General features: G+C 71.4%; 19 protein-coding genes. 9 read left to right on the top strand and 10 right to left on the bottom strand.

The features are described 5' to 3' along the window. Positions 1–40: 40 nt before the first annotated feature. Genes ACOKGD_RS00345 through ACOKGD_RS00335 form a run of 3 tightly spaced genes read right to left on the bottom strand, consistent with a single transcriptional unit; the run spans position 41 to position 6815 of the window. Positions 41–2536 carry a glycoside hydrolase family 3 C-terminal domain-containing protein gene (locus ACOKGD_RS00345; RefSeq protein ID WP_342336031.1) on the bottom strand — a complete coding sequence of 832 codons (2496 nt, stop codon included), beginning with the start codon at positions 2534–2536 and terminating at the stop codon, positions 41–43. Then, entirely contained in the window at positions 2533–4815 is a 2283-nt protein-coding gene (gene yicI / locus ACOKGD_RS00340) for an alpha-xylosidase (RefSeq protein WP_342336030.1), read from the bottom strand. The genes ACOKGD_RS00345 and yicI overlap by 4 nt, the downstream gene beginning before the upstream one ends. Then, entirely contained in the window at positions 4812–6815 is a 2004-nt protein-coding gene (locus tag ACOKGD_RS00335) for a beta-galactosidase (protein ID WP_342336029.1), read from the bottom strand. The genes yicI and ACOKGD_RS00335 overlap by 4 nt, the downstream gene beginning before the upstream one ends. Before the next feature lie 109 nt (positions 6816–6924). Between ACOKGD_RS00335 and ACOKGD_RS00330 the strand changes: the two genes are divergently transcribed. Further along, positions 6925–7911: a LacI family DNA-binding transcriptional regulator gene (locus ACOKGD_RS00330; RefSeq protein WP_342336028.1), complete on the top strand. Its 987-nt coding sequence runs from the start codon at positions 6925–6927 to the stop codon at positions 7909–7911. A 2-nt stretch (positions 7912–7913) separates the two neighbouring features. Then, positions 7914–8522 (top strand): DUF624 domain-containing protein, encoded by a 609-nt coding sequence (locus tag ACOKGD_RS00325; protein ID WP_342336026.1) that lies wholly within the window; start codon positions 7914–7916, stop codon positions 8520–8522. A 171-nt stretch (positions 8523–8693) separates the two neighbouring features. Here ACOKGD_RS00325 and ACOKGD_RS00320 read toward each other — a convergent pair whose 3' ends face one another. From ACOKGD_RS00320 to ACOKGD_RS00305, 4 genes are all read right to left on the bottom strand, one after another. Next, positions 8694–10463 carry an ABC transporter substrate-binding protein gene (locus ACOKGD_RS00320; RefSeq protein WP_342336025.1) on the bottom strand — a complete coding sequence of 590 codons (1770 nt, stop codon included), beginning with the start codon at positions 10461–10463 and terminating at the stop codon, positions 8694–8696. An 87-nt stretch (positions 10464–10550) separates the two neighbouring features. Next, entirely contained in the window at positions 10551–11507 is a 957-nt protein-coding gene (locus tag ACOKGD_RS00315; RefSeq protein ID WP_342336024.1) for a carbohydrate ABC transporter permease, read from the bottom strand. 10 nt (positions 11508–11517) lie between these two features. Then, the gene (locus ACOKGD_RS00310; RefSeq protein ID WP_342336023.1) at positions 11518–12522 is read right to left on the bottom strand and encodes an ABC transporter permease; all 1005 of its coding nucleotides are present in this window, start codon (positions 12520–12522) and stop codon (positions 11518–11520) included. Between the two features lie 225 nt (positions 12523–12747). After that, complete coding sequence (locus ACOKGD_RS00305) at positions 12748–15054, bottom strand: glycosyl hydrolase family 95 catalytic domain-containing protein (RefSeq protein WP_342336022.1); 2307 nt, start codon at positions 15052–15054, stop codon at positions 12748–12750. A 99-nt stretch (positions 15055–15153) separates the two neighbouring features. Between ACOKGD_RS00305 and ACOKGD_RS00300 the strand changes: the two genes are divergently transcribed. Then, positions 15154–15786, top strand: a complete 633-nt coding sequence (locus ACOKGD_RS00300) for a uridine kinase (protein WP_342336020.1) — start codon at positions 15154–15156, stop codon at positions 15784–15786. 74 nt (positions 15787–15860) lie between these two features. Next, a complete protein-coding gene (locus ACOKGD_RS00295; protein WP_342336019.1) occupies positions 15861–17345 on the top strand; it encodes an alanine/glycine:cation symporter family protein in 1485 nt (494 codons plus the stop codon). A 90-nt stretch (positions 17346–17435) separates the two neighbouring features. Here the strand turns inward: ACOKGD_RS00295 and ACOKGD_RS00290 are convergent, their stop codons facing one another. Next, positions 17436–19403, bottom strand: a complete 1968-nt coding sequence (locus ACOKGD_RS00290) for a M13 family metallopeptidase (protein WP_342336018.1) — start codon at positions 19401–19403, stop codon at positions 17436–17438. A 100-nt stretch (positions 19404–19503) separates the two neighbouring features. Here ACOKGD_RS00290 and ACOKGD_RS00285 point away from each other — a divergent pair, with 100 nt between their 5' ends. Then, positions 19504–20835: an MATE family efflux transporter gene (locus ACOKGD_RS00285; protein WP_342336017.1), complete on the top strand. Its 1332-nt coding sequence runs from the start codon at positions 19504–19506 to the stop codon at positions 20833–20835. Between the two features lie 108 nt (positions 20836–20943). Then, on the top strand, positions 20944–22212 hold the full coding sequence (locus ACOKGD_RS00280) for a glycoside hydrolase family 6 protein (RefSeq protein ID WP_342336015.1): 1269 nt from the start codon (positions 20944–20946) through the stop codon (positions 22210–22212). Positions 22213–22260: 48 nt separating this feature from the next. Here the strand turns inward: ACOKGD_RS00280 and ACOKGD_RS00275 are convergent, their stop codons facing one another. Beyond that, positions 22261–22731: a VOC family protein gene (locus ACOKGD_RS00275; RefSeq protein ID WP_342336014.1), complete on the bottom strand. Its 471-nt coding sequence runs from the start codon at positions 22729–22731 to the stop codon at positions 22261–22263. A gap of 175 nt (positions 22732–22906) precedes the next feature. On the opposite strand from ACOKGD_RS00275, the gene ACOKGD_RS00270 reads away from it, so the two are divergent. Next, on the top strand, positions 22907–24307 hold the full coding sequence (locus ACOKGD_RS00270; RefSeq protein WP_342336013.1) for a M23 family metallopeptidase: 1401 nt from the start codon (positions 22907–22909) through the stop codon (positions 24305–24307). A 1-nt stretch (position 24308) separates the two neighbouring features. Here ACOKGD_RS00270 and ACOKGD_RS00265 read toward each other — a convergent pair whose 3' ends face one another. Next, the gene (locus ACOKGD_RS00265; RefSeq protein WP_342336455.1) at positions 24309–24917 is read right to left on the bottom strand and encodes a TrmH family RNA methyltransferase; all 609 of its coding nucleotides are present in this window, start codon (positions 24915–24917) and stop codon (positions 24309–24311) included. 137 nt (positions 24918–25054) lie between these two features. On the opposite strand from ACOKGD_RS00265, the gene ACOKGD_RS00260 reads away from it, so the two are divergent. Together ACOKGD_RS00260 and ACOKGD_RS00255 are read left to right on the top strand one after the other, a co-directional pair. Further along, positions 25055–26284 carry an Nramp family divalent metal transporter gene (locus ACOKGD_RS00260; protein WP_421355128.1) on the top strand — a complete coding sequence of 410 codons (1230 nt, stop codon included), beginning with the start codon at positions 25055–25057 and terminating at the stop codon, positions 26282–26284. A 25-nt stretch (positions 26285–26309) separates the two neighbouring features. Beyond that, positions 26310–26912: a metal-dependent transcriptional regulator gene (locus tag ACOKGD_RS00255; protein WP_342336011.1), complete on the top strand. Its 603-nt coding sequence runs from the start codon at positions 26310–26312 to the stop codon at positions 26910–26912. Positions 26913–26914: the final 2 nt, after the last annotated feature.

Raw genomic sequence — 26914 nt, 5'->3', positions numbered from 1 at the left:
GGGTCACGATCCGCTCGACCTCTGGGGCCGGCGGGGCGGATCAGGCCACCGTGAGGGCGGCCTCGGCCGGCAGGGCCTGCGACGAGGTGCCGGCGGCGATGCGGTACGTGCCGGGGCGGACGCGCAGGGCGCCTTCGTGCAGCCAGTCCCGTGGCGCACCCTCGACCCGTGCCGCGTCGTCCCAGGTGGCCAGGCGCTCGACGGCGAACGGCAGCTCGACCTCGCGCGTCTCGCCGGGCTCGAGGCGCACGCGGGCGTAGGCGAGCAGCAGGCGACGGGGGGCCGCCTCGTCCGAGCGCAGCGCGTAGACCTGCACGAGCTCCTCGGCGGGGCGCTCGCCGTTGTTGCTCACGGACACACGAGCCGTCACCACCGACTCGTGCGCCCGCGGCGTGAACCCCGGGTGGCGGAGTGTGACCTCCGGGGCATCGACCGTGTCCGCCGAGAGCGTCACGGCCGAGTATGCGACCGACGTGTACGTGAGTCCATGCCCGAAGGGGAATGCGAACTCGCCGGGCTGATGGCGGTAGGTGGCCTGCTGGCGCAGCGTGTCGTAGTCGAACAGGTCACCGGCCTGCTCCGGGGTGGCGGGCCACGACTGGGCGAGGCGCCCGAAGGGCTCGCGATCGCCGGAGAGGATGTCGGCGATGCCGTGCCCGAGCTCCTGGCCGCCGTGGCTCGACCAGACGACGGTCGGAGCATCCGAGACGCCCTCGCCGAGCACGTACGGGTAGCTCGACACGATGGTCAGCACCGAACGGGCGTTGGCCTCGCGGACGGTCTTCCACAGCTCGACGGACGCCGCGGGCAGCAGGATGTGCGGGCGGTCCTCCGTCTCGCGGCCCGCGAGGTGCGGGTCGTTGCCGACCGCGACCACCACAACGTCCGCCGCCGCGGCGGCGGAGGCGACGGCGGCCGATCCCGAGCGCACGACGCGCGCGGTGAAGCGCTCGGCCTGCTCGGGCGTGACGCCGTCGACGGCGATCAGCCCGCTGTCGCGCAGGGTGCGCACCCAGCGACCCGAGCCGAGGTGCAGCAGCGACCACGTGGCGTCGGCGTGCACCACCCGGCGGAAGCTCTCCTGCACGATCCAGCCGCCCACGCGGGTGGCGTCGGCGCGCATGGGCCAGGCGCCGCCCGTGATCAGCCGGCCGGAGGCCTGCGAGCGGATCACCAGGATGCCGTCGCCCCAGTCGGCGAACTCGAAGAGCGCCTCCTCGGTGGCCGCCGCCGCGTCGGCGATGACGACGGATCCGTCGGCGTCCGACCGCACGTACCGGCCGTTCGAGGCGCGCAGCGCCACGGTGTCGGCGCCCGTGACGACCTCGACCTCGGCGTCCGGGTAGCGCTCGCGCAGGCCCGTGGCGATGCCGACCGCGTAGGGCGGCGTGCCGGCGTACCAGTCGGTGAGCACGGCGTCGGCGAGCGGGCCGACCACGGCGATCCGCCGGGGCGAGGCGAGCGGCAGCACGGCGTCGTCGTTGCGCAGGACGACGACCGACTTGCCGACGACGTCGCGGGCGAGCTCCCGCGAGGCGGGCAGGTCGATGTGGTCGATGCCGATGGAGGCATACGGGTCGGCGTCGCCGTCGAACTCGCCGCTTCGGATCCGCATCTCGAGCAGGCGCAGCACCGCGCGGTCGATGTCCGCCTCGGTCAGCAGCCCCGCCTCGAGGGCGCCCCGCACGGCGGTGAGCGTCGGCTCGGCGTCGGCATCGTCGTCCGTGAACGAGTCCAGGCCCGAGCGGATCAGCGCCGCGGCGCCGTGGATCTTGTCGGGGTGCTCGCGCTGCAGCTCGACGAGGAACTTCGGCGCCCCGGCATCCGAGACGACCGCGAGCGATTCGTCCGTCCAGCTGCGGGCCTCCGCCACCAGCTCGGGCTGAGTGTGGGCGGCGGTGCCGTTGACGCGGTTGTACGCGAGCATCATGCCGCCGGCCACGCCGTCCTCGATGGCCTCGCGGAAGGCCGGCAGCTCCTCCTCGTGGAGGGTGCGCAGCGACATCTCGGACGACGTGGTCGAGCGATCCGTCTCGTTCGAGTACGCCAGGAAGTGCTTCAGCGCCGGCACGGTGCGCCACACGCGCTCGTGGGTGCCGCGCAGGCCCCGCGAGTACGCCGCACCGAAGTGGCCGGTGAGATGCGGATCCTCCGAGTAGCCCTCCTCGTTGCGACCCCAACCGGGGTGGCGCAGGGTGTTGACCACGGGGGCCCACACGTTCAGGCTCACGAGCGGGTTCTCGGCGCGCTTGGCGCGCACCTCGGTGGCGGCGACCTCGCCGACCGCCTCCACCGCCGCGGTGTCCCACGTGGCGGCGAGGCCCACCGACTGCGGGAACACCGTCGCGGTGCCGAGCCACGCGGCTCCGTGCAGGGCCTCGCAGCCGGTGCGGAACTCGGCCACACCGAGACGCTCGATCGCGGGCGCCGCCTGGTGCAGCATCGCGATCCGCTCCTGCGGCGTGAGCCGGTCGAGCAGGTCCCTGGCGCGCTCGGCGAGCGGGCGGTCGGTCTGGCGGAAGACGGGATCGGTCACGCCGACACCTCCTGGAGGGTGATGCGGATCTCGCCCGCGGTGTTCGTCTCGACCAGCTCGTCGCCGACCAGCAGCGACCATCCGGCGGTGGCATCCTCGGAGGACGCGATGATCTCGTCGCCCACGCGCTGCACGCGGAACGACGTCGAGGGGCCCTCGAGGCCCGGGACGACGGTCACCGCGTCGTACCCGTCCGGCAGCTCGAAGCAGGCGAGGGTCACGTCCTCGGCCCACTCGTAGTCGGGTCGGTCGTCCCGCGCGCCGATCGGCAGCACGGTGCCGGGGCGCACCCGCAGGGGCACCGAGTCGAAGCCGTGCCGCTCGCTGATCCAGCGCGATCCGGACACGACCGAGCCGTCCAGCAGCGACGTCCAGCGCCCCTCCGGCAGGTAGTACTCGACCGATCCGTCGGCGGTGAACACCGGCGCCACCATCAGCGCGTCGCCCAGCATGTACTGGCCGTCGGCGTCGTAGCCGCCCCGATCGGCCGGGAACTCCAGCACCAGCGGGCGCATCATCGGCGTGCCGGTGGCGGGGGCCTGCTCGGCGATGCCCGCGAGGTACGGCATCAGCGTCATCTTGAGCTTCGTGAACGAGCGGGCGATGTCGACCGCCTCCTCGTCGAACTCCCACGGCACGCGCACCGAGTCGGATCCGTGCAGGCGCGAGTGCGACGAGAGCAGGCCGAAGGCCAGCCAGCGCTTGAAGACGCCCGGGTCGGGGGTGCCCTCGAAGCCGCCGATGTCGTGGCTCCAGTAGCCGAAGCCCGACAGCGCGAGCGAGAGCCCGCCGCGCAGCGACTCGGCCATCGACGCGTACGTCGAGTCGCAGTCGCCGCCCCAGTGCACGGGGAACTGCTGGCCGCCGGCCGTGGCCGAGCGCGCGAACACCACGGCCTCCCCCACCCCGCGGTGCTGCTCGAGCGCGCGGAACACCGCGGCGTTGTAGAGCTGCGGGTAGTAGTTGTGCATGCGCTTCGGGTCGGATCCGTCGTGCCAGGCGATCCCGTCGACCGGGATCCGCTCGCCGAAGTCGGTCTTGAAGGTGTCGACGCCCTGCTCCATCAGGCGCACCAGGTGCGAGACGTACCAGTCGGTCGCCGCCGGGTTGGTGAAGTCGACGAGGGCCATCCCGGCCTGCCACATGTCCCACTGCCAGACGCCGCCGTCGGTCGTCTTGAGCAGGTATCCCTTCTCGACCGCCTCGGCGAAGAGGACGGAGCGCTGGGCGATGTAGGGGTTGATCCAGGCCGAGACATGCAGGCCGCGCTCGTGCAGGCGCGCGAGCTGGCCCTCGGGGTCCGGGAAGGCGCGCTCGTCCCACACGAAGTCGGTCCACTGGAACTCGCGCATCCAGAAGCAGTCGAAGTGGAAGACCGACAGCGGGATGTCGCGCTCGGCCATGCCGTCGACGAACTCGTTGACGGTGGCCTCGTCGTAGCTCGCCGTGAACGAGGTGGTCAGCCACAGGCCGAACGACCAGGCGGGGACCTTCGCGGGGCGGCCCGTGAGCGCGGTGTAGCGGCGCAGCACGTCCTTCGGCGTCGGGCCGGCGATCACGTAGTAGTCGAGCGTCTCGCCCTCGACCGAGAACTGCACACGCGAGTTGACCTCGGATCCGATCTCGAACGAGACCGCCGACGGGTCGTCGACGAAGACGCCGTAGCCGCGGCTGGTGAGGTAGAACGGCACGTTCTTGTAAGACTGCTCGCTCGAGGTGCCGCCGTCGGCGTTCCACGCGTCGACGACCTGGCCGTTCTTGGTGAAGGCGCCGAAGCGCTCGCCGAGACCGTAGATCCGCTCTCCGGGCTCGATGGACAGCTGCTGGTGCACCCAGGTGGTGTCGGGTCCGGTCATGTGGCCGACCGAGCGCGGCAGCGACGTCGTGAGCACCGTGTCGCCCTGCTCGAACGCGAAGCTCCAGGCGCCGTCGCGCTGCACGCGCACCCGCAGGTCGCCGGCCTCGAGCACGCCCTCGGCGTCGTCGAGGGTGATGGAGGGGCGGGAGCCCTCCTCGGCGAAGGTCTCGAAGTCGGGCCCGCGGTGGACGGCGCCCGCGTGGCGCTGCACCCGCACCCGGATGACGCCCTCGGCGGGCGACGAGAAGCCGAGGGTGAGCATCGGCCGGTTGAGGGTGTCGCCGCGCTCGCGGATCACGGTCGTGGGCGCGAACACGGTCATGGTGCCCGCCGCCTCATCGACCCGGATGTCGTCGACGTCCGCGGCATAGAGCGGCGTGATGCCCGGCCGGGTCAGCCAGTAGCCATCGGTGAACTTCACTTCGTGCGCCTTTCGATCAGCACCATCGCCTCGCCGGGCGCGATCGCCGCGGTGGGGCCTGTCTTGTGTCCCGTGAGGAGATCCTCGGATCCCTCGGGCACGGCGACCTGCGCCGTGGAGTCTGCGTGGTTGAGGAGGAAGAGCGCGTCGCCGCGGCGCACGGCCTCGAGGCCTGCGGGCACGGCCTGCGTGCCGAGCGCCCCCTCGATGCCCTCGAGCGCCTGGTCGAGCACCCGGGCCAGCAGCGCGTCGGATGTCACCGTGCCGAGGTACCAGACGTCGCCGTGGCGCGTCACGGCCGGGCGGCCCGCGAGGTCGCCCTCGGCGTAGCTGGCCAGCACCTCGGCGCCGTCCGTGCGCAGCCGCTCGGCCAGGATCTGCGCGCGGCTGCCGTCGCTGAGGGCGACCCCGCTGTCGGGCAGCCCCACCCACTCCTCGCCGCTGACGCCCACGAGGTCGCGGATCGGCACGGGCGAGCGTCCCTGCAGGATCGCGCCGTGCGCGTCGGCGACGCCCGAGAAGGGGCCGACGACAATGCGGGTGCCCGCGGCCGCGGCCCGCTCGAGGGCGGCGGCCGCGTCCGGCTCGAGGATGTAGCTGTGCGGCACGAGCACCGCGCGGTAGCCGGCGAGATCGGCGCCGGGCCTCACGAGGTCCGAGCCGATGCCGCGGCGCCAGAGCTCGGCGTGCCAGCGTTCGAGCTGCTCGAGGGTCCGGTGGCGCTCGGTGGGGCGGGCGGGCTCCTTCGCCGCCCACCATCCCTGCCAGTCGAACAGGATCGCCACGGGCGCCTCGACGCGACCGCCGGTCACCCCGCGCAGCTTCGCCAGGTCGGCGCCGAGACGCTCGATGCCGCGGAACGCGTCGGAGTCGGCGCCGGCGTGGGGAAGCATCGACGAGTGGAAGCGCTCGGCTCCCGCTCGGGCCTGCCGCCACTGGAAAAAGCACACGCCGTCGGCGCCGCGCGCCACCGCCTGCAGCGAGTCGAGGCGCATGCGTGCGGGCGACTTGGGCAGGTTGTGCGGCCGCCACGAGACGGCGCTCGCCGCCTGCTCCATGAGCATCCAGGGGCGACCGCCCCCGAGCGACCGGGTGAGATCCTGCACCAGCGCGATCGTCTGCGACGAGTCGGCGAGCGCGGGGTCCGGGTACTGGTCGTCCGAGACGACGTCGAGATCGGGCGCCCAGGACCAGCCGTCGACGAGGTCGAAGAAGCCCATGAGGTTGGTGGTGATCGGCTGCGTCGCCCCCACGGACCGGATCGCGTCGCGCTGCTCGCGGAAGCAGTCGCGCAGCTCGTCCGAGGTGAAGCGGTGGAAGTCGAGCGTCGCGGCGGGGTTCAGCAGGTAGGGCGCCGTCCGCGGCGGGACGATGTCGTCGAAGTCGCGGTATCCCTGCGACCAGACGCGGGTGCTCCACGCCTCGTTCAGCGCGTCGATGGATCCGTACCGCGCGCGCAGCCAGGTGCGGAACGCGCGGGCGGCCTCGGGGCCGAAGTCGATCTGGCCGTACTCGTTGCCCACGTGCCACATGCGCACCGCCGGGTGCGAGGCGTAGCGCTCGGCGAGGTCGCGGGCGATCGCCACGGCCGCGGCGCGGTAGACCCCGGCCGACGGCGCGAACTGGTTGCGCGACCCCGGCGAGAGCCGCACACCGTCGCGGGTCACCGGCAGGGTCTCGGGGTGCAGCGTGCCCATCCACGGCGGCGGGCTCGCGGTCGGGGTCGCGAGGTCGACCGCGATGCCGTGGGCATGCAGCAGGTCGAGGATCTCGTCCAGCCAGGCCCACTCGCGCGCCCCGGGGTGGGGCTCGAGGGTCGACCAGCTGAAGACGCCGACCGTGACGAGGTTCACGCCGGCGCGCTGCATCAGCTCGACGTCCTCGCGCCACACCTCGCGCGGCCACTGCTCGGGGTTGTAGTCGCCGCCGAAGAGGATGCCGCGGTCGGCGACGAGGCGCGGGAAGGCGTCGCTCGTCGCGGGACGCACAGCATCGGTCATATCGACTCCATCGTCTGGTTTCGAAGCGCTTCCGGAGGATCTTTCGAAGCGCTTCAACAGCGAGACCATATACTAGGTCGAGACAGATTTCCAAGGACGGAGAGTCACGATGGTCACGATCGCCGATGTCGCCGAGAAGGCGGGCGTCTCGATCTCGACGGTGTCGTACGCGATGAGCGGGAAGCGGTCGATCTCGCCCGCCACCCGCGAGCGCGTCGAGGCCGCGATCGACGCGCTGGGCTTCCAGCCGCACCAGGCCGCGCGATCGCTCGCCTCCTCCTCGACGAACGTCATCGGCCTGCAGGCGCCCCTTCGCCCCGGCGTCGATGTGCATGTCGTGATGGAGATCGTGACGGGCGTCGTGACGCAGATGCGCACCCGCGGCTACGACATCCTGCTGCTCACCGGCGACGACGCCCACGGCCTCGAGCGGGTGGCCCGCGGCTCGATGGTCGACGCGCTGCTGGTGATGGACATCGAGTCGGACGACCCCCGCATCGCGGCGCTGGCGAGGATCGACCAGCCCTCCGTGCTGATCGGCCTGCCGGACGGGCGCCGCAACCTGCCCTGCGTCGACTTCGACTTCGAGGGCGCCGGCTGGATGGCCACGGGCCACCTCGCCGAGCTCGGGCACCGCCGGATCGCCCTCATCGGCTCGCCGGAGGAGGTCATGACCCGCCACACCTCGTACGCCGACCGCCGCGACCGCGGGTTCCTCGCCGCCTGCGCGGCCGAGGGGGTCACCGGGTCGGTGCACCCCTGCCCCGCCGGCGCCGACGCCGTCGACGCGCTGGATGCGATCCTCGCGGCCGACCCGTCGATCACGGCCTTCTTCATCCACAACGAGGCGGCCCTGCCGCACCTGGTGGCCCGTCTCGTCGAGCTCGGCCTGCACGCCGTCGACGCCCCCGCGGTCGTCGCGCTCTGCCCCGACAACGTGGCCCTCTCGGTCCCCTCGCTCACCGACAGCATCGCCGTGCCCGCCTTCGCGATGGGCACCGCCGCCGCCGACGCCATCACCGAGATGCTCGCTGGCGCTCGCCAGCCCGGCGTCCGCCTGATCCCGCCGACCCTGACGACCCGCGAGCACGTATGAGCATGGATCCCGATGGGCGGGTGCTCGGCGGCATCTCGAACTTCCTGACGTTCGTCGGGCTGAACGTCGTGTACCTGATCCTGTGCCTGCCGATCGTGACGATCGGCGCGGCCACCAGCGCGCTGTTCGAGGTCACCATGCGCTATTCGGACGACGAGCAGGGGCGGCCGCTGCGCGACTTCTTCGCGGCCCTGCTGCCCAACGCCGTGCGCGCGACCGTCGTCTTCGCGGCGACGCTCGTCCCCGCCGTGGCCCTCGCTTTCAGCGGCGTCTTCTGGTTCGTCGGGGCCTCCGCGATCGGCACGGGCGCGGCGATCCTGTCGTTCCTGGGCGCGGCGTACATGTTCGCGGCGTTCCTCTACGGCATGGCCCTCGTCGCCCGGTTCCAGACGCCGCTGGGCACAACGCTGCGCAACGCCCTGCTGCTGCCGGCGGCCGAACCGCTGCGCACCCTCTTCCTCGTGCTGCTGCCCACGACCGCGGTGGCGCTGTGCGTGATCTTCCCGCCGCTCACCTTCCTCCTCGCCACGATCGGCCTGGCGATCGGCGCCTACGCGGCCGCGTTCCTCTTCCGCAGCGCCTTCGCGCGCTACCTCGATCCCGCCGCCTGACGACGCCCCTCCGCAGCGCACACGCCGCGGGGCGCTCCGCCCTGGGGCGAGCCTCGGCATCGTCCGCATGCGCTGGATCGATGCATCCACCCGGCCCGCACAGCAAGAAGCGGGGCCGGGGCAGGAGCCCCGACCCCGCTTCCCCTCAACGAAGAGAGGTGGCTGGGAGGATCAGCCGAACTCCTTCGCAACCGCCTTGCGGACCTTGTCCTGCTCCTTGGCCTTGTCGAGGTCGAACTCGTAGACCTTGTCGTAGCCGAGGCCCTCGGCGGTCTCCTGGAGACCCTTCAGCAGCGCGTCGAACTCGGCGTCGTCCTTGGCGAACGACATCTTCCACGACGCGGCGACGATCTGGGACTTGACCTGGTTGCGCAGCGTCTCGATCTCCGACGAGTCGGGGGGCGAGGTGTAGCCGCCGCCCGTGGCGACCGCGATCTGGTCGTTCTTCTTGAGGAAGTCCATGGTCGACGTCGCGCCGTCCATGTGCTCGGACCAGTCCTTCGAGAAGGCGGTCTGCTGCGACTCCTGGAAGGAGGGCCAGAAGGTGTAGTTGTACGGGAAGCCCGTGTCCGGGTCGACGTCCGCGGGCAGGACCACGGGGACGTTCAGCGCCGAGACGCCGTCGCGGTAGGTGCCGCCACCCCACTCGGCCGGGACCTCGTTCTCACCCGAGAGCAGCGCCTCGAGGCCGAACTCGGTGAGCTCGGGCTCGCCGTCGGCGTTGACCTCCCAGTTGAGGCCCTCGGGGCCCGCCGACGCACCGGTCTGGGCGCCGTTGGCGTACGCGCCCTCGGGCGAGTACAGCCAGTCGATGAACGCGGCGATGCGCTCCGGGTCCTCGGCCTTCGACCCGATGGCCAGCACCTGCTTGCCGCCGTAGACCTCCGCGCCGTACGAGAAGATCTTCTGGTCCTTCATGTTCACCATGCCGAAGCCCTTGCCCTCGGCGACGTGCTCGGGGGTGTTGTACGCGGCGGCACCGAGCCAGGGCCAGAACGAGTACAGCACCTGGCCGTTCTGGTACTTGGTGAACATGGTGTCGTAGTTCTGCGTGGTCGACTCGGGGTCGACCAGGCCCATCTCGTTGGCCTTCTGGAAGAAGCGCAGCGAGCGGACGTAGGCCGAGTCGTCGTCCAGGATGCTCTGGAACTCCGAGCCGTCGGCCTGCGCGAGCACAAAGCCCATCTCGTCGAAGCCGTAGTAGGTGGCCGGCTGCTTCGCGTTGTTCATGAAGTTGCCGTCCCAGTCCTTGAACAGCGACAGGGCGTACGCGGGCTGGCCGTTGTCACCCGTGGGGTGGGCGTCCTGCATCTGCTTCAGGATCGGCAGCAGGTCCTCGAGGGTGTCGACCTCGGGGTAGCCGAGCTCGGCGTAGTAGTCCCACCGCAGGTAGGGGCCGAACGTGGGCTCGAGGCCCTCGGAGGGCTCGGTCGGCTTGATGCCGGACACCGAGGTCGGGAAGGCGTAGACGCCGTCCTTGCCCTCGTTGAGCTTCTCGACCGCGACGTCGAAGCGCTCGGCGTCGCCCATCTGCTCGTAGTAGCCGCTCGCGTCCATGACCAGGCCGCCCTGGATGAGCTCGTCGAGCTTCTCGCCCTTGTCGGTGATGATCAGGTCGCCCAGCTCACCGGCCGCGACGCGGGTGTTGTAGAGGGTGTCACCGCCGCCCGCGACGTTCGGGGCGATGATGTTCAGCTCCATGTTGAACTTGTCCTTGACGATCTTGGCGAACCATCCGGACTGGATGCCCATGTAGTTCGCGAGGCCGTCGAAGACGTCGATGGTGAGCGGCTCGTCCCAGCTCTTGGGGAACGGCTTGGATTCTCCGGCGGCGGCGCCCTCCTGCGGCTTGGCGTCGCCCGTGATGAGCGAGCATCCCGCGAGGGACATCGCGGCCAGCGAGCCCACGAGGGCTCCTGCGGCGAGTCTTTTCAGCTTCATTGCTTTTCTCTTGCCTTTCGGTGGGTGCGGCATCCGGGGTCCGATGCCGCTGTCATGTGAGGTGCGGATACGTCTCGGTCCGGCGGGTCAGCCCTTGACCGCGCCGAGCATGATGCCCTTGACGAAGAACCGCTGGAACAGCGGGTAGATGAAGATGATCGGCAGCACGACGATGACCGAGATGGTCATCCGGATCGAGGTGGCCGTCTGCTTGGTGGCCTCCGCGGCGATCGACCCGAGGTTTCCGCCGGCGTTCTGGGCGGCTTGGGCGAGCGAGGAGGCCTGATTGATGAACATGTAGAGCTGGTATTGCAGCGTGTACAGGCTCTGGTCGGTGATGTAGATCAGCGTGTCCTGGAACATGTTCCACTGCGCCACGGCGCCGAAGATCGCGATGGTCGCGAGAATCGGTGTCATGTTCGGCAGGTAGACGCGGAAGAACACCTGCAGGATGTTCGCGCCATCCATCTCGGCGGCCTCCTGCAGCGAGCGCGGCATCGACTCGACGAACGTCTTGACGAGGATGATGTTGAACGGCTGCACGACGAACGGCAGGACGTAAACCCAGAAGTTGTTGGTCAGTCCGAGCGCCTTCATGATGATGAACACCGGGATCAGGCCCGCGCTGAAGTACATCGTGATGACGGTGGCGCGGTACCAGAACGAGCGCCCCCACATCCGCTCCTGCGTGAACATGAAGCCCAGGAAGGCGCTGGCCAGCACGGTGCCGGCGGTGCCGAGCACGGTGCGGGCGATGGTGACGAGCGTGGCGTTCGTGAGGCCCTTGAGCTGGAACACCTCGCCGTAGTTCTCGAGGTGGAAGCCCACCGGCCACAGGCGCACGTCGCCCAGGGCTGACACGTCGTTCGCGCTGACCGAGTTGATGATCAGGTAGTAGAACGGGTACGCGCACAGCAGCGCGAGCACCGCGAACACGGCCCAGTTGAAGATGTGGAACGCCCAGTCGCCGGCGCTCTGACGCTCGCCGCGCGGGCGGTGGGGCGTCTTCGGGGCGACCAGGGTGCGGGTCTCGGTGAGAGTCATCAACGGATCCTCAGATGATCGACGCGCCGCGCGTGCGCTTGGCGATCAGGTTGACGGTGAACAGCAGGATCACGGAGATCAGGCTCTTGAGCATGCCGACCGCGGTCGCCATCGACAGGCTGTTGCCGGTGAGGCCGATGTTGTAGACGTACAGGTCGAGGACCTCGATGTGCTCCTTGTTGAAGGCGTTCTGGAACACGTAGTACTGCTCCATGCCGTTGTTCAGCAGGTTCGCGATCGAGAGCATCAGCAGCACGATGTAGGTCGGCATGAGCTGCGGCACGGTGATGTGCCACATGGTCTGGAAGCGGTTGGCGCCGTCGAGCTTGGCCGACTCGTAGAGCGAGGGATCGATGCCGGCGATGGCCGCGAGGTAGATGATCGCGCCCCAGCCGAGGCCCTTCCACAGGCTCCAGAGGGTCATGGTGATCCAGACGCCCTCGCCGCCCGAGTCGAGCATCTTCATCGGCGCGGTGATGAGACCCGAGTCGATGAGCACGTCGTTGACGAGGCCGCTGCTCGAGAAGAGCGAGAAGGCGATCATGTAGACGAGCACCCACGAGATGAAGTTCGGCATCGTCGTGAGGGTCTGCACGGTGTTGCGGAACCACGGCGTCTTGATCTCGTTCAGGAAGATCGCGAACGCGACCGGCAGCACCGAGGTGGCGATGCCGAGGAAGCTCATCGCGAGGGTGTTGGCGAGCACCTGGCCGATCTGGGCGACCTGGGTCGGCGAGTTGAACATCAGCTCGAACCACTGCAGGCCCACGAACTCGCTGCCGGCGAGGCCCAGGGCGGGCTTGTAGTCGAACAGCGCGTAGATCCACCCGTACAGGGGGAAGTACGAGAACAGGAAGATCAGCACCATGAACGGCAGGATGCACAGGAACAGCCCGAACGACTTCCGGCCGGGGCGGCGTCCCTGCGCGCGGCGCTGACGGCCCTTCGGGCTGTCGGCGTTCTCGGGCGCGGCCTCCGAAACGGATACGGCCTGCAGCACCGCCTGCGAGGTCACGCGACGTCTCCCTGCGATCCGCGGGCATCAGAATGCCGGCTCATCTCGGCTCGCTGCGCTCGCTCAATGCACCGCATCTCACTCCCTCGTGATTAACCGGTTGCGTCGCTGCGGGATCGGGTCGTCCCGGTCGAAGCGTCGAACCGCTTCGATGAATGTAGACGCAGATCCGACGTTTCGTCAACACGGCCGTTCATCGTGAGATGAATCCGTGATATCCCGGGATCAGTGCGCGCGCACCCGCGAGACGCCCGCCGCGGGCGCGATCCAGCGGACGCGCGCGCGTCCCGCGGGGGCCGGGGAGACCGCGTGGATGGGCACCTCTCCCCCGTCGGCATCGGTCACGGTGATCGCCGAGCCGGCCGCGACGTCGAGCACGACGTCGACGCCCGCGCGCGAGCGGATCTCGGCGGCGGCGAGGGCGGCCCCGCGCCACGACACGTCCACGGCGTGGCCGCCTCGGGCGCGCAGGCCCGTGACGGACCCCTCGGTCCAGGCGGTCGGCAGGGCCGGTAGCAGCGCGATGGCGTCGTCATGGCTCTGCACCAGCAGCTCGGCGATGCCGGCCACGGCGCCGAGGTTGCCGTCGATCTGGAACAGCGCCCCGCCGGGCCGCTCGCCGTGGGGGTGCAGGTCGAGCAGCGACGCCGAGCTCAGCCGGTGCACGAGCTTGTCCAGCGCGTCGGCGGCCAGAGCCGCGTCGCCGAAGCGGGCCGCCAGGCACAGCACCCACGCCTGGCTCCAGCCGGTGTAGCCGCTGCCGTGGGCGAGGCGCGTCTCGAGCGACCTCCGCGCGGCCTCGTACGCGCGCGGCGCGCGCGTGGCCGTGATCCTGTCGCCCGGGAACACCCCGTACAGGTGCGACAGGTGCCGGTGTCCCCATTCGGTGGGCGGCAGGTCGCGCGCCCATTCGGCCAGCAGCCCGTCGTCGGTGACGTGCGGGAGGCGGATCCGGTCGATCGCCTCTCGCGCCCGGGCGACGACGTCGTCCTCGCCACCCCACTCGTCGGCGAGCCGGACGAGACGCGCAAGCGCTTCGCGGGCCAGTTCCTGATCCATGGTCGACCCGTTGGTGACGGCCCCGGTGGCCTCGGGATGCGATGCGGTCGCGGCGAGGAAGCGGTGCTCGGGGGACGAGGAGGGGCTGACCACCAGGGTGTCGCCGCCGTCGAAGGGCACCAGCTGGTCGAGCACGAACGCGGCGATCTCGCGCGAGACGGGCAGGGCGACCTCGCGGGCGAAGGCCTCGTCCGGTGCCGTCGCCAGCCGCGGGTCGAGGTGCGCGCCCAGCCAGACGAGGCCGAACGACCAGTTCGACCACTGCGGGTCTCCGCTGACGACCTCGGTGAAGCGCCACAGGTCGGTGTTGTGGTGCGTCACCGCTCCTGCCGCGCCGTAGACCTCGCGGGCGGTGCGGCGCCCCGCCTCGACGAGGTCGCGCACCAGGTCGAACAGCGGCTCGTGCAGCTCCGACAGCCCCGCGACCTCCGCACCCCAGTAGTTCATCTCGGCGTTGATGTTGGTCGTGTAGTCGGAGGACCACCCCGGCCGCACGTCGTCGTTCCAGATGCCCTGCAGATTGGCGGCCTGCGTGCCGGGGCGCGAGGACGCGATCAGCAGGTAGCGCCCGAAGTCGAAGTACCGCTGCGCGTCGATGCCTCCCGGCACCTCGAGGCGCACGCGATCGAAGAGGGCGCGGTGGTCGGCCTCGTGCCGCTCCGCGAGATCCTTCCGCGAGCGTGCCGCCTCGACGATCCCCCTCGCCTTCGCCGTGAGCGCGTCCAGGTCGGCGCCCGGGCGCTGATCCCACCCGCGGAACCCGTCGACGGCGGTCGCGATCAGGCGCGATCCCCGCGCGGTCGGCTCGACCACGGCGACAAGCGCGAAGCCCATGCCGGCATCGACCGCGCCGTCGGCATCGGGCGCGTCCACGGCGTAGACCACGGGATCGGGGTGCCGCTCGTACTCCGGCACCACGGTGGCGGGCACCCGGCCCGTGGCGACGAGGACGACGGCGCCGCCCTCGTCGTGGACCGTCACGGTGGCAGGGTGCGGGGTGACGAACGCGGGAGCCTCCGGCGCGTGATCCGACTCGATCACCAGGACCCCGTCCGGGTGCGAGACGAAGGCCTCGAACCCCGCCCCGTCGGCGCGCGTCTCGATGCGCGCGCGGCGCAGGTCGAGGGTCCGGTGCTCGAGCGTCGCCGCGTCGGCCGACCAGCGGAACTCGAGCCGCCCCAGCGGCTGGAACGACTGCGTCCACCCCTCGTCCTGCAGCTCGCGCGCGCGGGCGTCGGCGGCGGCGTGGTCCTCCGCCGCGATCGCCTCGCGCAGCGCCGCGATGGGGCGCGGGCGCGGCTCGGCGAGGCGGCGCGGCCCACCCGACCAGAGGGTGTCGAGGTTCAGGTCCACCCACTCGACGCCCGGGCGCCCGTGCAGCGCGGCGCCGAGCGATCCGCTGCCGAGCAGCAGCGTCTCCTGGAAGTGCTCGGCGGGGCGGGTCAGTCGGATGGCTCGGGCCTCGTTGCTCACGAGCCACCACCGTAGCGGCAGGCGAAGCGCTTCCCGTCCGGCGGGACACCCGGGCGGTCCGCGGACGCGGACACCGGATCGCCACGGCAGAATCGAGGGATGCCGTCCGCACCCGCCCCGCTCGCCCGCGTCATCCTGATCGGCGGGCCCAGCGGATCCGGCAAGTCACGCCTCGCCGAGCACTCGGGGCTGCCGCTGCTGCGGCTCGACGACTTCTACCGGTCGGGCGACGACCCGCTTCTTCCCCGGCTGCCCGGCGGCGAGGTCGACTGGGATCACCCCGGCTCGTGGCATCTCGACCGCGCGTGCGCCGCGCTCGAGGAGCTGGCCCGCACCGGCCGCACCGAGGTGCCGAACTACTCGATCTCGGCCAACGGGCCGGTCGGCACCCGGGTGCTCGAGCTCGGCGGCGCGACGCGCTTCGTGGCCGAGGGCGTATTCGTGGCGGAGGTCGCGGAGGCCACCCGCGCCGCCGGCATCCTCGAGGACGCCGTGTGCGTGAGCCGCTCGCGCTGGGTCACCGCCGTCCTGCGGTTCGTGCGCGACGTGCGCGAGAAGCGCAAGCGGATCCCCTTCCTCATCCGCCGCGGGTTCCTGCTCGCCCGGCGCGAGCGCGAGATCCTGGCGCACCTGCGCGACGCCGGATTCCGCCCGGTACCGGTGCGAGGGATCCGCCGGCTGCTCGCGGGTCAGCGGCCCGGGCTGCCGCGCCCGGCCGCGCGACCTGAATAGACTCCGGGACCGGGGCTCTCGCCCCGCACGTGACAGCACCCGGGGCGATGCGGCCCCGAGCGGAAGGGACCGGCATGCTCGAATCGATCCAGTCATTCCTCGAGGCCGTGAGCGGCGTCGTCTGGGGCCCCTGGCTCCTCATCCCGCTGCTCCTGGGCACCGGTCTGTACCTGACGATCCGGCTCGGCGGCCTGCAGTTCATCCGTCTCGGCGCCGCGCTGCGCCTCGGTCTGCTGCGTCGCAAGGATCCCGGATCGGCGGGCGACATCTCGCAGTTCCAGGCGCTGACGACGGCGCTGGCCGCGACCGTCGGCACCGGCAACATCGTCGGCGTCGCCACGGCGATCGGCATCGGCGGCCCGGGCGCCCTGTTCTGGATGTGGGTCACCGGCCTCCTCGGCATGGCCTCGAAGTACAGCGAGGCCTTCCTCGGGGTGCGCTATCGCACCACCGACGCGGCCGGTGAGCGCAACGGCGGACCGCAGCAGTACCTCGAGCGCGGCATCCCGAACGGCTTCGGCAAGGCGCTGGCCTACACGTTCGCGGTGTTCGCGGTGCTGGCCTCGTTCGGCATCGGCAACATGACGCAGGGCAACTCGGTCGCCTCGAACCTCGAGAGCAGCTTCTCGATCCCCACCTGGGCCACCGGCATCGTGCTCACGATCGTCGCGCTGCTTGTGCTCGTGGGCGGCATCAAGTCGATCGGCCGCGTGACGGCCGGATTCGTGCCGATCATGATCGTGTTCTACGTGCTCGGCGCGCTGTACATCCTCATCGCCAACATCGGCGACCTGCCGGCCGCCATCGCCCTTGTCTTCCACGACGCGTTCACGGGAAGCGCCGCCGTCGGCGGCTTCGCCGGCTCGGCCATCATCATCGCCATCCAGTTCGGCGTCGCGCGCGGCATCTTCTCGAACGAGTCGGGCATGGGCTCGGCGGCCATCGCGGCCGCCGCCGCGCAGACCAGCCACCCGGTGCGCCAGGGCCTGGTGTCGATGACGCAGACCTTCATCGACACGATCATCGTCGTCACCATGACCGGCCTGGTGATCGTGACCACCGGCGCCTACGCCTTCACGGACGAGAACGGGGCGCAGATCGACGCGTCGGTCATGACCGGCGAGGCCTTCACCCACGGCCTGCCGGGCGAGTGGGGCCACTGGGTCGTGACCCTGAGCCTCGTGATGTTCGCGTTCTCGACCATCCTCGGCTGGTCGTACTACGGCGAGCGCACCATCGAGAAGCTGCTCGGTCGCCGGGCCGTCATGCCGTTCCGCGTGGTGTTCTCGCTTGTGGTGTTCGTGGGCTGCACCACCCAGCTCGGTGTCGTGTGGGCGTTCTCGGACGTCATGAACGGTCTGATGGCGATCCCGAACCTCATCGGCCTGCTGATCCTGTCCCGCCTGGTGGCGCGCGAGACCAAGCTCTACCTGCGGCACGACCCGAAGCTCACGGCCACACAGGCCGAGATCGAGGAGTTCATGGCCGACGACGAGGGCTGGCGGCAGTGGCGCGCGCAGGAGACCGCGCCGCCCGTGGGCACCGCGACGCGCCCCTAGCGCCCGGCCGCGCACCCCGTGCGCCGCGCGTGAGACGGCCCGGACCTCCGACGGAGATCCGGGCCGCTTCGCTCTGCGCGCGCGATGGCGTCACCAGATGGTGACGCGCTCCTCGGGGGGCAGCCACAGCGCGTCGGCCTCGGTCACGCCGAACGCGTCGTAGAACGCGTCGATGTTGCGGACGATCTGGTTGCAGCGGAACTCGTTCGGCGAGTGGGGGTCGATCGTCAGGAGGCGGATCGTCTCGGCCTCGCGGCCCTTCTGCTGCCACGCCTGCGCCCACGACAGGAACACCCGCTGCACGCCCGTGAAGTCGTCGATCACCGGCGCGTCCGCTCCCCCGAGGGAGAGCTGGTAGGCCTTCAGCGCGATGCCGAGGCCACCGAGGTCGCCGATGTTCTCGCCGATGGTGAGCGCGCCGTTGACCTTGTGCGACTCGTCCAGGCCCACCGGGGTCAGCGCGTCGTACTGCGCGATGAGCGCCTTCGTGCGCTGCTCGAACGCGGCGCGGTCGTCCTCGGTCCACCAGTCGTTCAGCGCGCCGGTGTCGTCGTAGCGGCTGCCCTGGTCGTCGAAGCCGTGGCCGACCTCGTGACCGATCACGGCGCCGATCCCGCCGTAGTTCGCCGCGTCGTCGCGCTCCGGATCGAAGAACGGGTACTGCAGGATCGCGGCGGGGAACACGATCTCGTTCATCAGGGGGTTGTAGTAGGCGTTGACCGTCTGCGGCGTCATGAACCACTCGTCGCGGTCGATGGGCTGGCCGACCTTGCCGATCTGCCGGTCGTGCTCGAACGCGCTCGCCCGGCGCACGTTGCCGAGCAGGTCGGCCGCATCGATCTCGAGCGCCGAGTAGTCCTTCCACTTGGCCGGGTAGCCGATCTTCGGGACGAACGAGTCGAGCTTCTTCAGCGCGCGCTCGCGCGTCTCGGGGCCCATCCACTCGAGCTGCCGGATGCTCTGGCGGTACGCCTCGAGCAGGTTGGCGACGAGCTCGTCCATGGAGGCCTTCGCCGCGGGCGGGAAGTGACGGTCGACGTAGACCTTGCCCACGGCCTCACCCAGGGCGCCCTCGGCGAGCGCGACGCCGCGCTTCCAGCGCTCCCGGATCTCGGGAACTCCCGTGAGCTCGGTGCCGTTGAACGCGAAGTTCTCGTCGACGAACTCGTCCGGCAGGTACGGGGCGGCCGCGCGCACGATCTTGAACCGCAGCCACGCCTTCCAGTCCTCGATGCGCTCGTCGGCGAGCAGCGTGCCGAGGCCCTCGAGGAACGACGGCTGGTAGGCGACGACCTCGGCGAACGCCTCGGGCCGGCCCGGGGCGACGCCCTCGAGCCATGGCGCGAGGTCGAGGCCCGTGAGCTGCTCGATCTCGGCCCACGACTTCAGGTTGTAGGTGGCCACGGCGTCGCGGCTGCGCACGTTGTCCCAGTGGTGCGAGGCGATCTCGGTCTCGAGCGCCACCACGCGGTCCGCCTGCCCGCCGGCGTCGGGGATGCCCGCCAGCGCGAGCATCTTCTCGACGTGCTCGCGCCACTTCGCGCGGGTGCCCGCGAAGTTGTCGAGGCGGTAGTAGCTCTCGTCGGGAAGTGACAGGCCGGCCTGCACGAGGAACGGGACGTACCGCGTCGGCTGGCCCGGGTCCGGCTCGACGAAGACGCCGATGACGTTCGCGACGCCCTGGCGGTCGAGGGAGCCGACCGTGCGCAGGAACGACGCCACGTCGGCGATCGCGTCGGCCGCCGCCAGCGGCTCGGCCAGCGGGGCGGTGCCGAGCTCGGCGATCCGCTCCTCGTCCATGAAGCTCGCGTAGACGTCGCCGACCTTGCGGGCATCGGTGCCCGGCTCGGCCTGCTGCGAGTCCTCGATGATGGTGTGGACGTGCTTCTCGGCCTGCTCGGCGAGCAGGTGGAACGAGCCCCACCGCGCCTTGTCCCCGGGGATCTCCGTGCGCTCGATCCACGAGCCGTTCACGTGCCGGTACAGATCGTCCTGCGGGCGGATCGTGTCGCTCAGCTCGTCGAGCGCGATGCCGGATCGGAGGGGTGCGTCAGTCATGTCTCCACACTAGGGTCGCCACCCGGCATCGGGCCCGCGACATCGCCGCCCTCTCGGGCACCGCGCGGGCGCCCTCCCGACGCGGGCTAGCCTCGGAGACGTGACCCGCACCGCCCACCTGAACCGCGAGATCCTGCGGCTGGCGGTCCCGGCCCTCGGCGCGCTGGTGGTCGAGCCGCTGTTCCTCCTGACCGATGCGGCGCTGGTCGGGCACCTGGGTCTCGAGCCGCTCGCGGGGCTCGGCATCGCGAGCGCCGTGATCAGCACGGTCGCGGGGCTGATGGTGTTCCTCGCCTACGCCACAACGCCGGCCGTGGCCAGGCGCCTCGGCGCGGGCGACCTGCGCGGGGCCGTGTCGGCCGGCATCGACGGGATGTGGCTCGCGCTGGGGCTGGGCGCGGTGCTCGCCGCGGCGGGCGCCCTGGCGACCCCGGCGCTGGTCGCCGCCTTCGGACCGGATTCGACGGTGGCCGTGCACGCCGAGATCTATCTCGGCATCTCGATGTGGGGTCTGCCCGCGATGCTCGTCATCATGGCCGGCACGGGCCTGCTGCGCGGTTTCCAGGACACGGTCACGCCGCTGTGGATCGCCGGCATCGGCTTCGCCGCGAACGCGGGCCTCAACGCCCTGTTCATCTACGGCTTCGGCTGGGGCATCGCCGGCTCCGCCGTCGGCACGCTCGTCGCGAACGCCGGCATGGTCGTCGCCTACGCGGCCGCGGTGGGGCGACTGGCCCGGCGCCACGGCGCGTCCCTCCGCCCCCGGCGGGCCGGCATCCGCGGCTCGGCGCTGACCGGCGGCTGGCTCTTCCTTCGCACGGTGAGCCTGCGAGTCGGGCTGCTGCTCACGGTGGCCACCGCGACGGCCCTCGGCACGACCGAGCTCGCGGGGTGGCAGGTGGTGTTCACCATCGCCACGACGGCGGCGTTCGCGCTGGACGCCCTCGCGATCGCGGCGCAGGCGCTGATCGGAAAGCACCTCGGGGCGGGCGATCCGGATGCCGTGCGGCATGTCCTCCGCCGCACGCTCGCCTGGGGCGCCTGGTTCGGCCTCGCCCTCGGCGTGGTGATCGCGGCGCTCTCGGGTGTGCTGGGCCTGCTGTTCACGGGCGACGCCGCCCTGGCGTCGCTGATCCTCCTGCCGCTCGTGCTGATGGCGGTGGGGCAGCCGCTCGCCGGTGTGGTCTACGTGCTGGACGGCGTGCTGATGGGGGCCGGCGACGGCCGCTACCTCGCCCTGGTGGGGGCGGCGAACCTCGTGCCCTTCGTCCCGGCGCTGTGGGTCATCGCGGCTACCGGGCAGCAGGGATCGGCGGGCCTCGCCTGGCTGACGGTCGCCTTCTTCGGCGTCTTTATGCTCTCGCGGGCGATCGGCCTGGGCGTCCGCGTGCGCGGCACCCGCTGGATGGAGATCGCCGCCTCGAGAGGTTGACAGCGCGAGCCGCGCGCGTCACCGTGGAATACCGCCATCGTGGGAGCGCTCCCGCGATGCCGCCATCCATCGGCACGCAGCGTCGCGTGCCCTCAGCAGGAGGACCCCATGCGTCACGCCTCGATGATGAGGCGAGCCGGAGCCGCCGCCGCGGTCGCCCTCGCCTTCGCCTCCCTCACGCTCGCCTCCCCCGCTGCGGCCGCCCCGCCCGGATCCGGCGACCCGCTGACCCCCGGGGCCGACCTCTACGTCGATCCCCACAGCTCCACCGCCGAGGCCGCCGAGCTGCTCACCGGGCAGGCCCGTGCCGATGCCGAGCACCTCGCCGGGTTCCCGACCGCCTCCTGGTTCACCGGCGGGTCGCCCGCGTCGGTCAAGCGGGACGTGAAGGACGTCGTTGTGCACGCCCACGCGCAGGACGCCGTCCCCGTGCTCGTCGCCTACAACATCCCGTTCCGCGACTGCGCGCAGTACTCCGCGGGCGGAGCGACGTCGGTGGCCGAGTACACGGCGTGGATCGAGGGCTTCGCGAAGGGCATCGGCAACAAGGACGCGGTCGTCATCCTCGAGCCGGACGGTCTCGGCATCATCCCGCACTACACCTCGGTGGACGGCGCGCAGGAGTGGTGCCGGCCCGCCGAGGCCGACCCCGCGACGGCGGCCGCGGAGCGATTCGAGATGCTCAACCACGCGGTCGACGTGCTGTCGGCGCTCCCGCACACGGCGGTCTACCTCGACGGCACGCACAGCGGCTGGCTGAACGTCGGCGACATCAGCCACCGCCTCGTCGCGGCCGGCGTCGAGCGCGCCGACGGGTTCTTCCTCAATGCCTCGAACTACCAGTTCACCGCCAACCTCACCGCCTACGGCCGCTGGATCTCGTCCTGCATCGCCCTGGTCACCCAGCTCGACGGCGCCTACGGCGACTGCGGCAACCAGTACTGGAACGGCGGACCGAGCAACAACTGGTCCGGCGTCACCATGGACAACCTGCGCGAGTGGAGCGCCGGGTCCGCCGACCCCGCTCTCGACACCGCGGGGGTCGACAGCCGCTACGCCGCCCAGCTCGGCGGCGTCGCCCCGTCCACGCACTTCGTGATCGACACGAGCCGCAACGGCCAGGGCCCGTGGGATGTCCCGTCGACCTACGAGGACTGGTGCAACCCGCTCGACCGCGGCCTCGGCGAGCGCCCCACCGCCGACACCGGCGAGGCGCTGGTGGACGCGTACCTGTGGATCAAGGTGCCCGGCGAGTCAGACGGCCAGTGCCTGCGCGGCACCGCAGGGCCCGAGGATCCGGCCCGCGGCGTCATCGACCCGCCGGCGGGCGGATGGTTCCCCGACATGGCGCGGGAGCTCATCGTCAACGCGCGGTGACCGTCGCGGCGGCTCGGATCCCCCCGAGGCGGGGGTCCGGGCCGTCCGTCACGCCAGCGCCTCGAGCTCGGCGATCACGATCTTCTTCTGCCGCATCATCGCCTGCACCTGCGCCGGGGTGCGCATCAGCCGATCCATCCCCGCCGGCACGATCTGCCAGCTGATGCCGAAGCGGTCCTTGCACCAGCCGCACTGCTCGGACTCGGGCACGGCCGACAGGCGCTCCCAGTAGTAGTCGATCTCGGCCTGGTCCTCGCAGGCCACCGCGAACGAGATCGACTCGTCGAAGGTGAAGTACGGGCCGCCGTCGAGGCAGCCGAACGGCACCCCCGCGAGGGTGAACTCGCCGTTGATGACCTTGCCCTCCATACCGGCGAAGTGCTCGTCCAGGCTCGCGTCGGGGTACTCGTCGATCCGGTCGATCCGGCTGTCCGGAAAGACCTCGCAGTAGTACTCCATGGCCTCGCGAGCACGCCCGTCGAACCACAGGAACGGACGGATCTGCGGTGTGCGGATCATGTTCAGACCTCCTCGTCACGCGAAACGGTACGCGCGCGCCCTGTGGGCTCCATACCCCCACTGAGCGGGGATTTGCGCGCAAGGGGTTTCGCGCGGGCGCGGACAGGCGCACCATGGGCCCCGGGGACAACACACCATGCACGCACCGATAGCGAACGACGTCCAACATCCCGTGGTGCCGCGAGCACATCGCGTGGCGATCGTGCGCGCGATGCATGTCGCCACCGCTTTCACTCTGCTCGGCCTCACCGTCGCCGCCACCGGCGCCGCGCTTCCCGCTCCGACGCCGGCGCACGCGGAGGCACGCACGGCGGACGCGCCGTCGTTCACGGCGGAGACCGCGATGAGCCTCACCCATGAACAGGGTGAGGACGAGCACGGGCACGGCGCACCCGAGGTGGGCCTGCCCACCTTCGAGGGCTACGGCCTCCCCGCCCGCACCGAGCGCCTCGCCGAGGACGTGCGGGAGGCCGCGATCCAGTTGCCGACGAGCCCGTACGCCGCCACCACGCCGGCCGAGCTCGCCGAGATCCGCCGCGAGGAGCGCCTCGCCCTGGTCGCGGCGGCGCGGCGAGCGGGCCTCGACGTGGATCTGTCGCGCTTCGCCGAGCACGTCGACCTCACCAAGGCCGGCCTGTTCGCCTGGCCGGTGGCCGGCGGCGGGCACATCACGGACCGGTTCGCCGCGCGGGGCGGGCAGCACCAGGGCCTCGACATCGCGGCGGCCGGCGGCACCCCCGTGGGCGCCGCCGCGTCGGGCGTGGTCATCCTCTCGAGCGAGTCGTACTTCGGCTACGGCGTCGCCGTGATGATCCTGCACGCCGACGGGCTGGTCACGCTCTACGGCCACCTCACCCACGGCAGCCGGGCGGTCGCCGAGGGCGACTGGGTCGAGATGGGCGACGCCATCGGCCTCGTCGGCAACACCGGCCACAGCTTCGGCAACCACCTGCACTTCGAGGTGCGGGTGAACGGGCGCGCCGTGAACCCCGAGCCCTACCTCGGCGGCTCCGACACCCGCCCGGTTATCAGGCCGTGGGAGCCGGTGGCCGGCGCCCCGGCCCCCCGACCCGCCGCGGTCCCGTCCGCGCCCCGCCCCGCGGCGGTGCCGAGCGCCGGGCCGACCCCGACGCCGCCGAAGCCGTCCGCCCCCGCGCCCGCGACCCCGAAGCCGACCGACACCCCGAGCCCGACCGCGACGCCGTCGCCCTCCCCGACGCCGGAGCCGACGCCGACCACCACGCCGACCGCCACACCCACGCCGAAGCCGACCACAACGCCCACGCCGACCCCGAAGCCCACCCCGACGACAACGCCGAAGCCCACGCCGACGCCGACGACCACAACGGCCCCGAAGCCGACCCCCACGACCACCACGGCACCCCCGCCGGCGCCCGCCCCCACCACACCGGCCCCGAAGCCCGCACCCACGCAGACGACGGCGCCCGCCCCGGCCCCGGTGGAGACCACCGAGCCGGCGCCGAGCCCGACGCCCGAGCAGACGCCGTCGTCGTCGTCGTCGTCGACCATCGTCGGCGGCGTGGTCGAGGCGGTCGACGACGTGCTGGGCGGCTGAGTCAGGCCGCGTACCTCCGGCACCACTCGTACATCACCACGGCCGCGGCGGCCGAGGCGTTGATCGACCGCGTCGAGCCGTACTGCGTGATCTCGATGTGGGCGGAGGCCGCGGCGAGCGCCTCCTCCGACAGCCCGGGCCCCTCCTGGCCGAACAGCAGCACGCAGCGCTCGGGCAGCTCCGCGCGGTCGACCGGCACGGCCTCGCCGACGTTGTCGACCGCGATGATCGGCAGCCCTTCCGCCGCCGCCCAGGCGACGAAGGTGTCCACGTCGGCGTGGTGCAGCACGTGCTGATAGCGGTCGGTGACCATCGCGCCGCGCTTGTTCCAGCGGCGGCGGCCGATGATGTGCACGGTGTCGGCGAGGAACGCATTGGCGCTGCGGACGATCGATCCGATGTTCATGTCGTGCTGCCAGTTCTCGATGGCCACGTGGAAGGGATGCCGCTGCGTGTCGAGGTCGGCGACGATCGCCTCCATGCGCCAGTACCGATAGCGGTCGATGACGTTGCGGGTGTCGCCGTGGGCGAGCAGCTCGGGGTCGTACCAGGGGTCGGAGGGCCACTCGCCCTCCCACGGGCCGACGCCGTGCCCCCGCACTTCGTCCATGGGCGGCAGCGGATCGGGCGTCTCGGAGGTCACCCGAGAAGGCTAGTCCCCAGGGGTTTTCGGTATGCCTAAAAATCTGCCACACTGACCTCGTGACGGACACGAAGACGGCCTACGGGCCCCGCCCCGCCACGCGGATGGCGTGGCTGCTGGGCCCCGCCCTGGTCGCCGGCGTGGCGTATCTCGACCCGGGGAATGTCGCGAGCAACATGACCGCGGGGGCCCGCTACGGCTACCTGCTGGTGTGGGTGGTTGTGCTCGGCAACGCGATGGCGTGGCTGATCCAGTACCTGTCGGCCAAGCTCGGCGTCGTCACCGGGCAGAGCCTGCCCGAGATCCTCGGGGCGCGGCTGAAGAACCGGTGGGCGCGGCGCGCGTACTGGCTGCAGGCCGAGCTCGTGGCGATGGCGACCGACGTGGCCGAGGTGATCGGCGGCGCCGTCGCCCTCACCCTGCTCTTCGGCATCGATCTGCTGTGGGGCGGCGTGATCACCGGATGCGTCTCGCTCGCGCTGCTGATGATCCAGTCGGTGCGCGGCGCGAAGCCGTTCGAGTTCGTGATCATGGGCCTGCTCGTCATCATCGCGATCGGCTTCGCGGCAGGGGTCTTCGTCGGCCCTCCCGACGCCTCGGGGGTGCTCGAGGGCCTGGTCCCGCGCTTCACCGACACCGGATCCGTCCTGCTCGCCGCCTCCATCCTCGGCGCCACGATCATGCCGCACGCGATCTACGCGCACTCGGCGCTCAGCCGCGACCGCTTCGCCAGGCACCGCCACGAGCGCGAGCACCGGGTGCTGCACGAGGGTGGGGTCGGGGTGGGCCGGATCCTGCGCGCCACCCGCTGGGACGTCACGATCGCGCTGCTCATCGCCGGATCCGTCAACCTCGCGATCCTGCTGCTCGCGGCGGCGAACCTGCCGGGCATCGCCGGCACCGACAGCCTCGAGGGCGCGTACCTCGCCATCCGCGACGGGCTGGGCGCGGCGGTCGCGACGGCCTTCGCCATCGGCCTGCTGGCGAGCGGCCTGGCCTCCACCTCGGTGGGCGCCTACGCGGGGGCCGAGATCATGCGGGGGCTGCTGAAGGTGCGCCTGCCGCTGCTGGCCCGGCGGCTGTTCACCCTCATCCCGGCGCTCATCATCCTGGCCACGCAGGTCGAGCCGACCCTCGCCCTGGTGGTGAGCCAGGTGGTGCTGTCGTTCGGCATCCCGTTCGCGCTGGTGCCGCTGGTGGTGCTGACCGCCCAGCGGCGCACGCTCGGCGCCTACCGCAACCGGGTCTGGACGACCGCGATCGGCGTGGTCGCGTCGATCTTCATCATCACGCTCAACGTGATCCTGCTCTGGCTGGTCGCCTCGGGCGCCTGAGCCCGGCCCCCCTACCCTGGAGGGCATGGTCTCCCCCGCGATCGACGACTACCTGAAGACCGTCTACGCGCACACCGAGTGGCAGGACGCGCCCATCACGCCGTCGGTGCTGGCGGCGAAGCTCGGGATCGCCCCGTCGAGCGTCACCGAGATGGTGAAGAAGATGGCCGCCCTCGGCCTCGTCGCCCACGAGCCCTACCGCGCCGTGCGGCTGACCGCAGAGGGCGAGCGGCGCGCGCTCGAGATGGTGCGGCGCCACCGCCTCATCGAGACCTGGCTGGTCGCCGAGTACGACTACACGTGGGACGAGGTGCACGAGGAGGCCGAGGTGCTCGAGCACGCGCTCAGCGACCGCCTGCTCGAGGCGATCGACCAGCGCCTCGGCCGCCCCCGCTTCGACCCGCACGGCGACCCGATCCCGGACCAGGACGGGTCCGTGCAGCGCGAGGGGTTCGTCCTGCTGGCCGAGGCCGAGCCGGGCCACACCGGCCGCGTGCTGCGCGTGAGCGACCGCGACCCCGGCCTCCTGCGGCTCATCGAGCGCGCCGGCATCACGGTCGGCTCCGAGCTGCGTGTTCCCGTCGACCTGCCCCCGGGGGCGGACGAGGTGATCTGGCTCAGCCGATAGCG

This window comes from Microbacterium phosphatis, assembly GCF_049177115.1.
Classification (GTDB): Bacteria; Actinomycetota; Actinomycetes; order Actinomycetales; family Microbacteriaceae; genus Microbacterium; species Microbacterium phosphatis.
Note: the sequence above shows the minus strand (reverse complement) of the source record. Positions and strands in the feature narration are given on the sequence as shown.

Coding starts and splice junctions, on each gene's coding strand:
- ACOKGD_RS00335 (WP_342336029.1), bottom strand. CDS start 6,815: ATGACCGATGCTGTGCGTCCCGCGACGAGCGACGCCTTCCCGCGCCTC.
- ACOKGD_RS00330 (WP_342336028.1), top strand. CDS start 6,925: ATGGTCACGATCGCCGATGTCGCCGAGAAGGCGGGCGTCTCGATCTCG.
- ACOKGD_RS00325 (WP_342336026.1), top strand. CDS start 7,914: ATGGATCCCGATGGGCGGGTGCTCGGCGGCATCTCGAACTTCCTGACG.
- ACOKGD_RS00320 (WP_342336025.1), bottom strand. CDS start 10,463: ATGAAGCTGAAAAGACTCGCCGCAGGAGCCCTCGTGGGCTCGCTGGCC.
- ACOKGD_RS00315 (WP_342336024.1), bottom strand. CDS start 11,507: ATGACTCTCACCGAGACCCGCACCCTGGTCGCCCCGAAGACGCCCCAC.
- ACOKGD_RS00300 (WP_342336020.1), top strand. CDS start 15,154: ATGCCGTCCGCACCCGCCCCGCTCGCCCGCGTCATCCTGATCGGCGGG.
- ACOKGD_RS00295 (WP_342336019.1), top strand. CDS start 15,861: ATGCTCGAATCGATCCAGTCATTCCTCGAGGCCGTGAGCGGCGTCGTC.
- ACOKGD_RS00290 (WP_342336018.1), bottom strand. CDS start 19,403: ATGACTGACGCACCCCTCCGATCCGGCATCGCGCTCGACGAGCTGAGC.
- ACOKGD_RS00280 (WP_342336015.1), top strand. CDS start 20,944: ATGCGTCACGCCTCGATGATGAGGCGAGCCGGAGCCGCCGCCGCGGTC.
- ACOKGD_RS00275 (WP_342336014.1), bottom strand. CDS start 22,731: ATGATCCGCACACCGCAGATCCGTCCGTTCCTGTGGTTCGACGGGCGT.
- ACOKGD_RS00265 (WP_342336455.1), bottom strand. CDS start 24,917: ATGGACGAAGTGCGGGGGCACGGCGTCGGCCCGTGGGAGGGCGAGTGG.
- ACOKGD_RS00260 (WP_421355128.1), top strand. CDS start 25,055: ATGGCGTGGCTGCTGGGCCCCGCCCTGGTCGCCGGCGTGGCGTATCTC.
- ACOKGD_RS00255 (WP_342336011.1), top strand. CDS start 26,310: ATGGTCTCCCCCGCGATCGACGACTACCTGAAGACCGTCTACGCGCAC.